The following is a 13,887-nucleotide window of genomic DNA, read 5'->3' as shown; positions in this document are numbered from 1 at the left end:
GCTCAGTTGGTTAGAGCAACCGGCTCATAACCGGTAGGTCCGGGGTTCGAGTCCCTGAAGGTCCACCATTTTTGGGGGTATAGCTCAGTTGGGAGAGCACCTGCCTTGCACGCAGGGGGTCAAGAGTTCGAATCTCTTTATCTCCACCAAAAAAGACACATGTCGAACATGTGTCTTTTTTGTTTTAAATTATTTCATATTTTTATGGTAACGACAACTTATTCTTAACCTTATTTTCATGACTAATCTTAAAGTAAAAATGTTCCATTATCGTATTTAAGTATTTTGCTAAAAGATATAATTAAAAATAAGCATTATTTTTTTAGCTTTTTCATATATTACATAAGGATTAATTAAAGGTGATGAATTTTTTGAGTTTAAAAAGATTTATAAACATTATTAAACATTTTATTTTAATATTTATTTTTCTAATTTTTATGATAATTATAAAAAGTAGGGGATATGAGTTACAGGACATATATCAGAAATCTCTAGGAGCTGGGTGGCTTATGGTTTATAATTATAGAAAAGTAAATACATCATTTAGATTAGATTTTGGATATGGATTTTTAGTAATAACTATAATTCTGAGTGTATTTATAGAACTAGTGAAATCTTATATATGTAATATAAAGTTAAAGTAAATATTAGGAATGACATATATTTTATTAATTATATTGAAATGCAAGGAACTATACTTTAAAATAATAATTATATTAGAAAAGTTTTAGGGTATTGTTTTTGTATATAATTAAATGAAAAAATTTATATAAATGTATAAATAAGATGACTTGAATACGTTTAAGGGGTTAATGTAAATTGGCATCGAACTTAAAAAAACATATTATATAAGTATAGTATTTTTTACTTGTTAATTATATAAAATTATTGGGAAAAAGAGAGTGGAAGATGGGGAGTGTTTCTATGTCAAAAATACAAGAGCTGAAAGAAAAACTAGTAGAATTGAAACTGAAAAAAAGAGAATTAATTTTAGCGGGTAAAAATACAAACAAAATAGACGAAGAGATAGATGAACTAGAGAAACAAATAAAATTAGAAGATAAAAAAGATGAATAGATTTAATAAATTTTAAAAGTCGCTTAATGCGGCTTTTTGTTTTATATCTAAATGGATTATGGAAAGGTTTTAAATTATGTAACTTATAAAAAATATCAATACTATAGAATTTATGGAAAATTATGTTATAATTACATTATTAAGATTTCAAGGGGTTGAGAATATGGTTGAACTTAAAGATAGAGTAGAGAATGAAAAGACAGAAATAATAGATATTAAGAATATATCAGAATATGATACATATCTATTTCACAATGGTAGTCATTATAATGCATATAAATTTATGGGAGCTCATCTTATTACTGAGAAAAGAAAAAGAGGGGTTCGCTTTACAACATGGGCACCTAAGGCAAAAGCAATAAATGTAGTAGGAGACTTTAATAATTGGGAAGTTCTTGAGGAATATTCATTAGAGAGGATAACAAAGTCTGGTTTATGGAGTTCTTTTATCCCTAGTATGAAGGAAGGTCAGGTTTATAAATATGCTATAACTACTGAACAAAATAAAATTATATTAAAATCAGACCCATATTCAATATATAGTGAATTAAGACCTAATACCGCATCTATTATAACGAGAGATTTAAAATATAGATGGAAAGATAGAAAGTGGATAAATTCAAGAAATAAAACTGATATTTATAAAAGTCCAGTAAATATATATGAGCTTCATCTTGGATCATGGAGAACTGATGAGAATGGAGAATTTCTATCTTATTTAGAACTAGCAAAAAGGTTACCAGAATACGTGAAAAGTATGGGTTACACCCATGTAGAATTGATGCCTATAATGGAGCATCCTCTAGATGATTCTTGGGGATATCAGGTAGTTGGATATTATTCCGTTACTAGTAGGTATGGGACAAGAGATGAATTCAAGGAGCTTATAAATGCTCTACATAATGAAGGAATAGGAGTTATTTTAGATTGGGTACCAGGACATTTTTGTAAAGATAATCATGGTTTATATAAGTATGATGGCTCTGTTACCTATGAATATGAAGAGCTAAGTAAACAAGAAAATAAGGGCTGGGGAGCTGCAAATTTTGATTTAGGAAGGCCGGAGGTTAAGAGTTTTTTAATATCAAATGCATTGTATTGGCTCAGAGAATTCCATATAGATGGATTGAGAGTAGATGCAGTTGCTAATATATTATATTTAGATTATGGAAGAGAAAAAGGAGAGTGGAATCCTAATAAATATGGAGGACGTGAAAATCTAGAAGCAGCAGAATTTATTAAAGAATTAAATACAGCAGTATTTAAAGAGTTTTCTAATATTTTAATGATTGCTGAAGAATCAACAACATGGCCAATGGTAACTAAACCTGTGGAGATGGGTGGATTAGGGTTTAACTTTAAGTGGAATATGGGTTGGATGAATGATGTATTAAAATATGTTGAGATCGATCCTATATATAGAAAGTATCATCATAATCTTATTAATTTTGCTATGATGTATCATTATACAGAAAACTTTATTCTTCCAATATCTCATGATGAGGTTGTACATGGAAAGAAATCTTTAATAGATAAAATGTGGGGAGATTATTGGAATAAGTTCTCTGGACTAAGAGCATTTTTAGGTTTTATGATGACTCATCCAGGTAAAAAAACTACCTTTATGGGGAATGAATTTGCTCAATTCATAGAATGGAGAAGTTATGAGCAGCTTGAGTGGAAACTTATAGATGAATTTCCAAGACATAAGCAAACTCAGGACTTTTATAAGGATTTAAATAATTTATATAAAACTGAAAAGGCTTTATGGCAGCTAGATTATGAGCACGATGGTTTTAAATGGATTGATGCAGATAATAAAGATCAAAGTATATTTATATACTGCAGAATGGGAGAAGATAAAAAAGATACTTTGATAGTGATATGTAATTTTACTCCTAAGGTGTATTATGATTTTAAGGTTGGAGTTCCATATTTAGGTGAATATTATGAGTTGTTTAATAGTGACGCTAGCAGTTATGGTGGTTCAGGACAAGTTATGGATGAGGTGATTACAGCTAGTTCACAAGGATGGCATAAGGAGAAATATAGTTTGAAAATTAAGGTTCCTCCTATGGCAACATTGATCTTAAAGCCACAAAAAATAGAGGAAGAAATATTAGAAGATGAATTAGTTGAAAGTAAGTGAGTATGGAGGGTATTTTATGAAAATATTGTTTGTAACTTCTGAGGCAGATCCATTTATAAAAACAGGTGGTCTAGGGGATGTAGCAGGTGCCTTGCCAAAAGAGCTAAATAAAGAAGGGGTAGATGTTAGGGTAATATTACCTAAATATAAAGATTTGAAGAGTGAATATAAAGATAAATTGCGATTCGTAAAGTGGTTTATGGTACAGGTTGGATGGAGAAGACAATATTGTGGGATTTTTGAATATGATATAAAAGGTGTAAGATATTATTTTATAGATAACGAGCAGTATTTTTCAAGAGATGGATTATATGGTTATTATGATGATGGAGAAAGATTTGCATTTTTTGATAGAGCAGTAGTGGAAGCTATGAAGGAGTTAGATTTTAAGCCTGATGTAGTTCACTGTAATGATTGGCAGAGTGGTTTAATTCCTATGCTTTTAAAATTAGAGTATTCAAAGGATAATTTTTATAGTGGAATTAAATCAGTATACAGTATTCATAATTTATTGTTTAAGGGAGTTTTTGATCCTAACATTCTTCCGGAGCTCTTTGGTTATGATATGGAACCATATAACAATGGAAGCATAGAATTTAATGGTGGAGTATCCTTTATGAAAGGTGGAATTAATTATTCTGATAAAGTATCAACAGTTAGTTCTAGCTATGCAGAAGAAATACAAACAGAGTATTATGGGGAAGGATTAGACGGGCTCTTAAGAATTAGAAACCATCAACTAATTGGCATACTAAACGGGATTGATTATGAGAGCTATGATCCTGAAACAGATAAAAGTATATATGAAAATTACAGTTTTGAGACTATAAATAAAAAAAGTCTAAATAAGAAATTGCTTCAATCAGAGTTAAATCTTCCTGTAAGAGAAGATGTGCCTATGATATCTATAATATCAAGATTAACAAGCCAAAAAGGAATTGATTTAGTTATAGATATTGCAGACAGAATATTAAAGGATGATGTTCAGCTAGTTATTTTAGGTACTGGTGATAGTATCTATGAAGAGCATTTTAGAAATTTACACTATAGATATCCAGAAAAGGTATCTACAAATATTAAATTTAATGATGCTTTAGCACATAAGATATATGCAGCTTCAGATATATTTTTTATGCCATCATTATTTGAACCATGTGGTCTTGGACAGTTAATTGCTTTAAGATATGGCACTATACCTGTGGTTAGAGAGACAGGGGGACTTAAAGATACTGTAATACCATATAATAAATATGAGGGAACTGGCAGAGGGTTCACTTTTAAAAATTTCAACTCGAATGAGTTTTTAGAAGCCACAACCACTGCTTTAGAATGTTTTAAGAATAAAGAAATATGGACGGGGTTAGTTAGGGAAGCTATGAACGCTGATAATAGTTGGACAAAATCAGCTAAAGTATATCTAGATATGTATAAGGATTTGGTTAATACTTAAATAATATTACGGGAGTGATGACCATGCTCACAATAAGCAAAGATAGATTTAAAAAAGATTATATACAAAAATTCATAGAACTACACGGAAAAGACTTAGATGAGGGGACTAATTTAAATAAATACGAAACTTTAGGGAGCTTAATTAGAGATTACGTATCTAGAATGTGGATAGAAACTAATAAAAGATATAACAGAGAGAAAGAGAAACAAGTATATTATTTTTCTATGGAATTTCTTTTAGGAAGGCTATTAGGAAATAGTTTATTAAATCTTGGAATAAGGGATGTTTGTAAAAAAGCATTAAAGGAACTAGGAGTAGACCTTGAAGAGTTAGAAAATTTTGAACAGGACCAAGGCTTAGGTAATGGTGGTTTAGGAAGACTCGCAGCTTGCTTTTTAGATTCTATGGCATCTTTAAAGATACCTGGTAATGGGTGTGGAATAAGATATAAGTATGGTTTTTTTGAACAAAAAATAATAGAAGGTTCTCAGGTTGAATCTCCTGATAAATGGTTAAGAGAAGGTAATGTATGGGAGATTAAAAAAACAGATAAGGCTGAGGTTGTGAAATTTGGAGGAGAAATAAAAACTGAGTATATAGGAGGAAGATTGACCTTCACTCATATTAATTATGAGCCTGTATTAGCAGTTCCATATGATACTCCAATAGTAGGTTTTGAGAATGAAGTAATAAATACATTGAGACTTTGGAGTGCTGAACCTGTAGTAAATGAGTTTGATTTCTCATCTTTCAGTAGAGGAGAATTTTTAAAAGCTATAGAATATAAGAACTCAGTAGAGGCTATATCTCAAGTTCTTTATCCAGATGATTCATTCTATGAGGGAAAAATATTAAGACTTAAGCAACAGTACTTTTTTGTTTCAGCAGGTATACAAAGTATAATTAGACATTATAAAAAACATCTAGGAGATTTATGTTTATTAAATGAAAAAATAGCAATACACATAAATGATACGCATCCAACCCTAGCTATTCCAGAACTTATGAGAATACTATTAGATGAAGAAGGCCTTTCATGGGAAGATGCTTGGAGAATAACTACAAATTCTGTATCTTATACTAATCATACTATTTTACAAGAGGCTTTAGAAAAATGGCCAATAGATATGTTTAAGAAGTTATTGCCTAGAATCTTTATGATAGTAGAAGAAATAAATGAAAGATTTACAAGAGAGTTATGGAGTAAGTATGAAGGGCAGTGGGATAAGATATCTCAAATGTCTATAGTAGGAGATGGATATGTAAGGATGGCTCATTTAGCTATAGTAGGTAGCCATAGTGTTAATGGAGTTGCAAAACTCCATACAGAAATCTTAAAAAATCAGCAAATGTCTGATTTCTATTACATGTATCCTAGAAAGTTTAATAATAAGACAAATGGAATTACTCATAGAAGGTGGTTAATAAAAGCAAATCCTAAGTTAACTAAATTGCTTAATGAAACTATAGGAGAAAGTTGGATTAAACATCCAACGGATATGGAGAAGTTTGAAAGGTTTAAAAATGATAGTTTTGTTAAAGAAAGTTTATTCAAAATAAAAAATGAAAACAAACAAAAGTTAGCAAAGATTATTAAAGATAATCAGGGAATAGTAGTGGATACTAATTCTATTTTCGATGTTCAAGTAAAGAGAATTCACGCATATAAAAGACAAACTTTAAATGCCCTTAGGATAATGGATTTATATAATAAGCTATTAGAAAATCCTAGTCTTGATATAGCTCCAAGAACCTTTATATTTGCAGGAAAAGCAGCGCCAGCGTATTATTTAGCTAAAAAGACCATAGAGCTTATAACTGCACTAGCAGATAAAATAAATAACGATCCTAGAGTTTCAGATAAAATGAAAATAGTTTTTATGGAGAACTACAGGGTATCCTTAGCTGAGGATATAGTACCGGCTACAGAAGTTAGTGAACAAATATCAACAACTACAAAAGAGGCTTCGGGAACAAGCAATATGAAGTTTATGATGAATGGAGCTATAACAATAGCTACTCTTGATGGAGCAAATGTGGAGATTAGAGATGAGGTTGGAGATGATAATATAGTCATCTTTGGATTAACAGAAAGGGAAGTATTAGAGTATTATAGGCATGGAAAGTATTCGGCTTGGGATACAAGAAATGGCGATGAAAGATTAATAAAGATAACTGATCAACTTGTAAATGGATTTTATCATGATGAAAAGGATAGATTCAGAATTGTTTATGAAAATTTATTAAATTATAATGATGAATTTTTTGTCTTAAAAGATTTTGCTTCTTATATTGAGGCTCAAGAAAAAGTAGATAAATTATATAAAAATAAAGAGAAATGGCAGGAGATGAGTTGTGTTAATATAGCTCACTCAGGTATTTTTTCAAGTGATAGAACTATAAAAGAATATGCTACGGGTATATGGGGATCAGGCTATCTATATAAAAATTTATAAAATTAATATGAGAGGATAGTGAATATGGACAATGTAACTATATATCATAACTCTCAAGACTTAAGCTTTAGAAAACCCTTTGGAGCAGTGAGAGTAGATACAAAAGTAGAATTATTTTTAGAATCCCAAGTAAATATTCATGAAGTTTTTCTAAATATTATTGATTTCAATAATGATATGAGAGTTATACCCATGAATAGGCGAATTTTAGAGTATGGAAAAGAGAAATACTCAATAGTTTTGGAGCTTAATAAAGTTGGGGTTGTTAAATATTATTTTTCATTTAAGATTAATGAGGATATAATTTATTACGGGAATAATGAAGAAGAATTAGGTGGAGAAGGTCAAATATATTATCATAATCCTAAGGGGTTTCAGGTAACAGTTTATGAAGAAGCTTTAGTACCTGATTGGTATAAACATGGGGTAATATATCAAATATTTGTAGATAGATTCTATAATGGTAATGAAAATGGTTTGGTTAGTAATCCTAAGAAAAACTCTTTTATATATGGTAGGTGGGATGATGAACCTATGTATATAAAAGACAACAATGGAGATATTGCAAGATGGGATTTTTATGGAGGAAACCTAAAGGGAGTAATAAATAAGCTGGATTATTTGAAAAGTTTAGGTGTTACTATAATCTATTTTAATCCTATATTTAAAGCTTCCTCAAATCATAAATATAATACAGGGGACTACAAAAAGATTGATGAGATGTTCGGAGATGAAAAGATTTTTAAAGAATTATGCCTAAAAGCTAGAGAGAGAGGCATAAGGATAATATTAGATGGTGTTTTCTCTCATACTGGACAGGACTCTATATACTTTAACAAGTATAAAAATGAAAATTCTCTAGGTGCTTATGAGTCAAAGGATTCACCTTATTATGATTGGTATAGATTTTACAATTATCCAGATGAATATGAATGTTGGTGGGGAATAAAAGATTTGCCAAATGTAAATGAAATGAATCCAACATACTTAGATTATATTATAAGAAATAAGGAGTCTGTTATATCTAAGTGGATGAGTTTAGGGGTATACGGCTGGAGATTGGATGTAGCTGATGAGCTCCCAGATGAATTTATTGAGATATTAAGGGATAGAGTTAAAAAAGAAAGTCCCGATGGAGTTATAATAGGTGAGGTTTGGGAAGATGCATCTAATAAGGTTAGCTATGGAGTAAAAAGAAGATATTTTCTTGGCAAAGAGCTGGATTCAGTTACTAACTATCCATTAAAGGATACATTAATTGCATTCTTAAGAGGAGATATTACTTCTAATAGGTTCTCTAAGATTATTTTAAGTTTAAAAGAAAATTATCCAAAAGAAAACTTTTATAGCCTTATGAATATCTTAGGAAATCATGATACTGAAAGGATTTTAACTTCATTAGGTGGAAAAGATTTGATTAATCTCGCATTAATCATTCAAATGACAATGGTAGGGGTTCCGCTGATATATTATGGTGATGAAGCAGGGTTAACAGGTGGAAAAGACCCAGATAATAGAAAGACCTTTCCATGGGGAAAAGAAGATAAAGAGATTTTCTATATGTATAAAAAGATAGTTTCTATTAGAAATAAAAATGAAGAATTGATAGATGGAGATATAGAGTTTATTAATTCTGAAGAAGATATTTTATTATTTAGAAGAAGATTAAATAATAAATATCTATATATAGCTGTTAATAGAAACCTATCTGAAGAAAAGGAAGTTATACTTCCTGAGAAAAGTAAAGTTATATACAAAAAAGACCTTCTTACTAATATTCGAAAACCTATAATAAATGGGAATTTAGTATTAAAACCACTTGAAGGCGTAATATTAGAATAAAAGAAAGAATTACTATGAGCTTTTAATTCTCATAGTAATTTTTTTAATATCTTTGGATAGATAATAAATCTTCAATTGAATTTCCCATATATTTATATGAGTCAATAACTCCTTGATTATAGAATTCAGGAGCAAGTTTATCCACAATGAAGTTTAGAATTAAACTTGCGGCTAAGTCACCTATTTCTTCATCTCTATCATTATAGAAATAAGTTTTAATCAAAGAGATCATCTCCTCTCTTTTTTCTTTTGATAGTTCAAGTTCATTCTTTTTTTGTGCACTCATTTTGTATCCTCCATATTTTCAAAAGAAATAAGTAAATCTTTTCTGTTTGTTTGAAATTTAGTGAATGTGACCTTTGCAGTATTAAGCATACGTTTAGATGCCTTTACTATATCAGTATCTGAATATTTATCTGAAAGATATATTATATCTTTTATTCCAACCTGTATAAGTGCTTTAGTACATTCATTACAAGGGAAAAGGGTAGTATATATTTTGCAATTTTCTAAACTAGTACCTATGCTGTTTAATATAGCATTTAGTTCGGCATGACAGGTATATGGGTATTTTGTTTGCAAAAAATCTCCGGAATTCCCCCAAGGAAAATCATCATCAGAGCAGCCTTTAGGAAGTCCATTATAACCTATTCCGATTATTTTATTGTCAGAATTAACTATGCAAGAGCCGACTTGAGTATTAGGATCTTTACTTCTTAATGAGGAGATAAGAGCTATCCCCATAAAATATTCGTCCCAAGATATATAATTTTCTCTTTTAGTATCAACCATAAATAAACTCCTTTACATAAAATATTATAGTTACATTATAACTTTTTTTATTAAACAAATATATTGAAAATAATTATCAATTAGAGTATACTATATTTAATAAACTTAACACTTTTTATTTATTTACTAGCGATAAAATATAAAATTAAGCGTTAAGTATATCCTCCATTAAAATTCACCTATAGCTAGAGAGTCAGCTTTTAAAGTTGGCTCTTTTTGATTTTCAAAAATAGTTACCTCACATAAATATATAGGAATAAATGTATTAAAATGAACATATTAAATATCTAGGAGGTGATATTTGTGATAAGAACTGTGGTGTGTGAAAAGGAAGGATGCAGTGGAAATAGTTTTTATTTAGAAAATAAGGATGAAAAATTAATATTAACTTGTAAAGAATGTGGAAGTAATTATGAAATAGATGTGAGTTATTATGATTATACTTTATTATCAGAATGCTCTAGGTGTAGAAATGATACATTTAAAATATTTAGAGATAGAGATAAAGAGGGTATATATTTAAAATGCGTAGAATGTGGTGGACCTCCAGAACACATTTATTTAGATGAATATGGCAATCAAATTAATTATGAAAGTAAAATTTTAAATGATGTTAAAGATAGAATAACTCTATTAGATCAACGTATGTTTTCCTTAGAGAAAAAAATGGAAGAGTTAGAGAATGGACAAGATTTAATAGAAGAGTCCTTGGCATATGTTTCAAAATTCTTAACCGAGCGTAGTTAACATTTATGAGAGTACTAATTAAAGCCTAGTAGTACTCTCTTTTTATTTATGAATTCGTTTCATAAATGAAGGATATGTAAAAAAATTCACTTGCCATATAAATCCAGAAAAGCTTATTGAAGTAATACAGTTATGTTGCTATAATTAGAACATATGGGAAAAAATGTAATGAAGATATATTTAAGCAAATGATAATAAAATAGATTGATAAAGTTATCTATTAGGAAAAAACATCATTAGAAAGGGAGGTTATAAAATGGTCAAAGAAAATATTATTGCTATGATTTTAGCTGGTGGACAAGGATCTAGGTTAGGAGTATTAACTAAAAAGTTAGCAAAACCAGCTGTACCATTTGGAGGAAAATACAGAATTATCGATTTTACTCTAAGCAATTGCTCTAATTCTAATATTCACACGGTAGGTGTGCTTACACAATATCAACCACTAGAATTAAACTCTCACATAGGAATAGGAGACCCCTGGGATTTGGATAGAAGAGATGGGGGAGTAAATATTTTACCACCTTATCAAGAAGAAAAGGGCGGAAATTGGTATAAGGGTACCGCTAATGCTATATATCAAAACATACCTTTTGTAGATGACCATGATCCAGAATATTTGTTGATACTTTCAGGTGATCACATTTATAAGATGGATTATGAAAAAATGTTAGATTTCCATAAAGAACATGAAGCAGATGTAACAATTGCAGTTATTGACGTTTCTTTAGAAGAGGCATCTAGGTTTGGAATAATGAATACAAGAGAAGATTTAAGTATATATGAATTTGAAGAAAAACCAGCTGAACCTAAAAGCACTAAGGCATCTATGGGAATATATATTTTTAATTGGAGAACATTAAAAAAACTATTAAAAGAGGATGAAGCTGATAAAAACTCTAATAATGATTTTGGAAAAAATATAATACCTAAAATGCTTGAGCAAGGTAAGAAGTTAATGGCATATCCTTTTGAAGGATATTGGAAAGATGTTGGTACCATAGAAAGTCTTTGGGAAGCTAATATGGATTTATTAAAAGATGATAATGAATTGAATTTATATGACAATGAATGGAGAATATATTCTATTAATCCAGTAAGGCCAGCTCAATATATAGGACCACATGCTAGTGTAAAGTCTTCCTTGGTAGTAGAGGGTTGTATAGTTCATGGAGAAGTAGAAAATTCAGTTTTATTTCCTGGAGTGTTTGTAGGTAAAAATACAGTGATAAAAAACTCTGTAATAATGCCAAATACTAAAATAGGTGAAAATGTAATTATTGATAAAGCTATAGTTGGAAATAATGTAACAATTAGAAGAGAATGCAGAATAGGGCATGGAAACAAGATAACTGTAATACCAGCAAAAGAAGATATTAAAAGTGGTACCATAATGGAATAAACCTAATGTTTATATAGATAAAGGGAGTGGGATTTTGAAAACTTATATGGGAATTATTAACCTAGATGAAAATGAGGGAAGAATAAATGAACTTACCAGAACCAGACCATTGGCATCTGTACCTATGGCAGGAAGATATAGAATCATAGATTTTATACTTTCTAATATGACTAATTCTGGTATCAACAATATAGGGATTTTCACAAAAAACAAATCAAGGTCCTTAATAGATCACTTAAGTAACGGAAGACCTTGGGACTTGCATAGAAAGATAGATGGATTAAGAGTTTTTAATTTTTCAGATGACGATTTATACTATGATGACGTGCATATATTCGCAAACAATATTGAGTTTTTTAAGTTCAGTAGACAAGAATATGTACTAATGGCTCCATCATATATGATTTGTAATATAGATTTTAGTAAAATTAGTGAATATCATGAGAATAATAGCTCAGATGTTACAGTAGTTTATAAGAAAATAAATAATGGAGATAGTAGTTTTATTAATTGTGATGCATTAAGCATAGATGAGGAAAATAGAGTAAGAAGTGTAGGTAAAAATATTGGAAGTAATAAAGAACTTAATATATGTATGGAAATGTTTCTTTTGAAAAAAGATTTATTTATAGAGATAATTTATGATTGTATAAAGACCGGTAAGTATAGAAAAATAAAAAAAGCTATTTATGAAAAGCTAGATGAGCTTAAAGTAAATGCTTATGAGTTTAAGGGATACCTAAGTTGTATAGATTCTTTGGGTTCTTATTATAAGGCTAACATGGATTTATTAAATGTAAAGATAAATACAGAATTGTTTTTTGATAATGGTCCAATATATACAAAAACTAAAGATGGTGGGCCGACAAAATATACTAAAGATAGTGATGTTAAAAATTCTATAATAGCTAATGGATGTTATATAGAAGGAAGCGTAGAAAATTGTGTTATTTCTAGAAGTGTTCATATAAGAAAAAATGCCAAACTAAAAGACTGTATTATTTTTCAAAATGTAATAATAGCAGAAGATGCTAGGTTGGAGAATGTTCTTATTGATAAATATGGTCATGTGGAAAAAGGTGAAGTTTTAAAGGGTTTAGACAAGCATCCACTAGTTATGGAAAAAGAAAGAGTATTTTAAAGGACCACCTCTCAATCTTTTTACAGTAAACTGTAAATTTAAGGTTGATTTAATAAACAATTATAGAGAAACAGGCTATAATTATTAAAGGATAGTGATTTATATTGAAGATTGTGGGGTGGATATGATGAAAAAGAATAACGTGTGTTTGATAGATATAATGGTTATAATACTTGGGATAATGATGATTTTATTTGTTAAAAACTCTACAAGATTTGTAGGAGTAGGTTTAATATCTTTAGCCTTTACTTATCTATTAAGAGATAGATATAATATAATAAAAAAACTAAAGTAAGGGTTGATTAGATGAACGACAAAAGTAAAAAGGTAATAAGATGGGGATTATGGATAGCATGGATGATTGTAATATTTATCTTTTCTCAATTGCCTGGGGATGTATCAGATGAACAAAGTAAACTAGTAATATATATATTTAATGTATTAGGATTAGATCTTAACAGCCATTTAGGCAATTTAGCCAATTTTGTTGTAAGAAAAGGGGCTCATTTTACTGAGTACTTTATTTTATATATTCTAACGCTAAATGTACTAAGAATGTATATGGATAAAAGAAAGGCTTGGAACTATTCATTAGCATTTGTATTTTTATATGCGTGTAGTGATGAATTTCATCAATCTTTTGTACCAGGAAGAGGTCCAGCGTTTAGAGATGTACTTATAGACACTAGTGGAGGAGCTTTTGCATATATTGTGACTAGCGTAATCAATAGATTTAAAATAGGGAAGAAGTAGCGTTAATCTGACACCTGTGTCAAGGACAATATAAAAAAGAGTGTTAAGCACATAAAAGATGATTTCTGTATTGAA

General features: G+C 29.6%; 13 protein-coding genes and 1 tRNA gene. 12 read left to right on the top strand and 2 right to left on the bottom strand.

The genetic code is table 11. The features are described 5' to 3' along the window. Nucleotides 1-73 precede the first annotated feature (73 nt). From L1S49_RS22535 to L1S49_RS22505, 7 genes are all read left to right on the top strand, one after another. Nucleotides 74-149 (top strand) — tRNA-Ala (locus L1S49_RS22535). Between the two features lie 222 nt (nucleotides 150-371). Next, nucleotides 372-644, top strand: a complete 273-nt coding sequence (locus tag L1S49_RS22530) for a hypothetical protein (protein WP_238907541.1) — start codon at nucleotides 372-374, stop codon at nucleotides 642-644. 280 nt (nucleotides 645-924) lie between these two features. After that, nucleotides 925-1,077 (top strand): hypothetical protein, encoded by a 153-nt coding sequence (locus L1S49_RS22525; protein WP_175550948.1) that lies wholly within the window; start codon nucleotides 925-927, stop codon nucleotides 1,075-1,077. A 163-nt stretch (nucleotides 1,078-1,240) separates the two neighbouring features. Further along, entirely contained in the window at nucleotides 1,241-3,226 is a 1,986-nt protein-coding gene (gene glgB / locus L1S49_RS22520) for a 1,4-alpha-glucan branching protein GlgB (RefSeq protein WP_238907539.1), read from the top strand. A 16-nt stretch (nucleotides 3,227-3,242) separates the two neighbouring features. Then, nucleotides 3,243-4,676, top strand: coding sequence for a glycogen synthase GlgA (glgA, locus tag L1S49_RS22515; protein ID WP_238907536.1), 1,434 nt, complete (start codon nucleotides 3,243-3,245; stop codon nucleotides 4,674-4,676). Between the two features lie 23 nt (nucleotides 4,677-4,699). Next, a complete protein-coding gene (locus L1S49_RS22510; RefSeq protein ID WP_238907534.1) occupies nucleotides 4,700-7,135 on the top strand; it encodes a glycogen/starch/alpha-glucan phosphorylase in 2,436 nt (811 codons plus the stop codon). A 24-nt stretch (nucleotides 7,136-7,159) separates the two neighbouring features. Beyond that, entirely contained in the window at nucleotides 7,160-8,977 is a 1,818-nt protein-coding gene (locus tag L1S49_RS22505; RefSeq protein ID WP_238907532.1) for a glycoside hydrolase family 13 protein, read from the top strand. 43 nt (nucleotides 8,978-9,020) lie between these two features. On the opposite strand, the gene L1S49_RS22500 is transcribed toward L1S49_RS22505, so the two are convergent. Together L1S49_RS22500 and L1S49_RS22495 are read right to left on the bottom strand one after the other, a co-directional pair. Further along, nucleotides 9,021-9,263, bottom strand: coding sequence for a DUF2164 domain-containing protein (locus L1S49_RS22500; protein ID WP_238907530.1), 243 nt, complete (start codon nucleotides 9,261-9,263; stop codon nucleotides 9,021-9,023). Next, complete coding sequence (locus tag L1S49_RS22495) at nucleotides 9,260-9,769, bottom strand: dCMP deaminase family protein (RefSeq protein ID WP_238907529.1); 510 nt, start codon at nucleotides 9,767-9,769, stop codon at nucleotides 9,260-9,262. The genes L1S49_RS22500 and L1S49_RS22495 overlap by 4 nt, the downstream gene beginning before the upstream one ends. Before the next feature lie 303 nt (nucleotides 9,770-10,072). Here L1S49_RS22495 and L1S49_RS22490 point away from each other — a divergent pair, with 303 nt between their 5' ends. The 5 genes from L1S49_RS22490 (at nucleotide 10,073) to L1S49_RS22470 (ending at nucleotide 13,812) form a co-directional block, all read left to right on the top strand. Next, nucleotides 10,073-10,516: a hypothetical protein gene (locus L1S49_RS22490; RefSeq protein WP_021803804.1), complete on the top strand. Its 444-nt coding sequence runs from the start codon at nucleotides 10,073-10,075 to the stop codon at nucleotides 10,514-10,516. A 256-nt stretch (nucleotides 10,517-10,772) separates the two neighbouring features. Then, on the top strand, nucleotides 10,773-11,918 hold the full coding sequence (locus L1S49_RS22485; RefSeq protein ID WP_021803803.1) for a glucose-1-phosphate adenylyltransferase: 1,146 nt from the start codon (nucleotides 10,773-10,775) through the stop codon (nucleotides 11,916-11,918). A gap of 34 nt (nucleotides 11,919-11,952) precedes the next feature. Further along, complete coding sequence (glgD, locus tag L1S49_RS22480; protein ID WP_238907527.1) at nucleotides 11,953-13,059, top strand: glucose-1-phosphate adenylyltransferase subunit GlgD; 1,107 nt, start codon at nucleotides 11,953-11,955, stop codon at nucleotides 13,057-13,059. 127 nt (nucleotides 13,060-13,186) lie between these two features. Continuing rightward, nucleotides 13,187-13,354 carry a hypothetical protein gene (locus tag L1S49_RS22475; protein WP_238907525.1) on the top strand — a complete coding sequence of 56 codons (168 nt, stop codon included), beginning with the start codon at nucleotides 13,187-13,189 and terminating at the stop codon, nucleotides 13,352-13,354. Nucleotides 13,355-13,365: 11 nt separating this feature from the next. Continuing rightward, nucleotides 13,366-13,812 carry a VanZ family protein gene (locus L1S49_RS22470; RefSeq protein ID WP_238907524.1) on the top strand — a complete coding sequence of 149 codons (447 nt, stop codon included), beginning with the start codon at nucleotides 13,366-13,368 and terminating at the stop codon, nucleotides 13,810-13,812. Nucleotides 13,813-13,887 lie beyond the last annotated feature (75 nt).

Source organism: Clostridium sp. YIM B02506 (assembly GCF_022324845.1).
GTDB lineage: Bacteria > Bacillota > Clostridia > Clostridiales > Clostridiaceae > Clostridium_T > Clostridium_T intestinale.
Note: the sequence above shows the minus strand (reverse complement) of the source record. Positions and strands in the feature narration are given on the sequence as shown.

Coding starts and splice junctions, on each gene's coding strand:
- glgA (WP_238907536.1), top strand. CDS start 3,243: ATGAAAATATTGTTTGTAACTTCTGAGGCAGATCCATTTATAAAAACA.
- L1S49_RS22485 (WP_021803803.1), top strand. CDS start 10,773: ATGGTCAAAGAAAATATTATTGCTATGATTTTAGCTGGTGGACAAGGA.
- L1S49_RS22525 (WP_175550948.1), top strand. CDS start 925: ATGTCAAAAATACAAGAGCTGAAAGAAAAACTAGTAGAATTGAAACTG.
- L1S49_RS22495 (WP_238907529.1), bottom strand. CDS start 9,769: ATGGTTGATACTAAAAGAGAAAATTATATATCTTGGGACGAATATTTT.
- glgB (WP_238907539.1), top strand. CDS start 1,241: ATGGTTGAACTTAAAGATAGAGTAGAGAATGAAAAGACAGAAATAATA.
- L1S49_RS22470 (WP_238907524.1), top strand. CDS start 13,366: ATGAACGACAAAAGTAAAAAGGTAATAAGATGGGGATTATGGATAGCA.
- L1S49_RS22500 (WP_238907530.1), bottom strand. CDS start 9,263: ATGAGTGCACAAAAAAAGAATGAACTTGAACTATCAAAAGAAAAAAGA.
- L1S49_RS22475 (WP_238907525.1), top strand. CDS start 13,187: ATGAAAAAGAATAACGTGTGTTTGATAGATATAATGGTTATAATACTT.
- L1S49_RS22505 (WP_238907532.1), top strand. CDS start 7,160: ATGGACAATGTAACTATATATCATAACTCTCAAGACTTAAGCTTTAGA.
- L1S49_RS22510 (WP_238907534.1), top strand. CDS start 4,700: ATGCTCACAATAAGCAAAGATAGATTTAAAAAAGATTATATACAAAAA.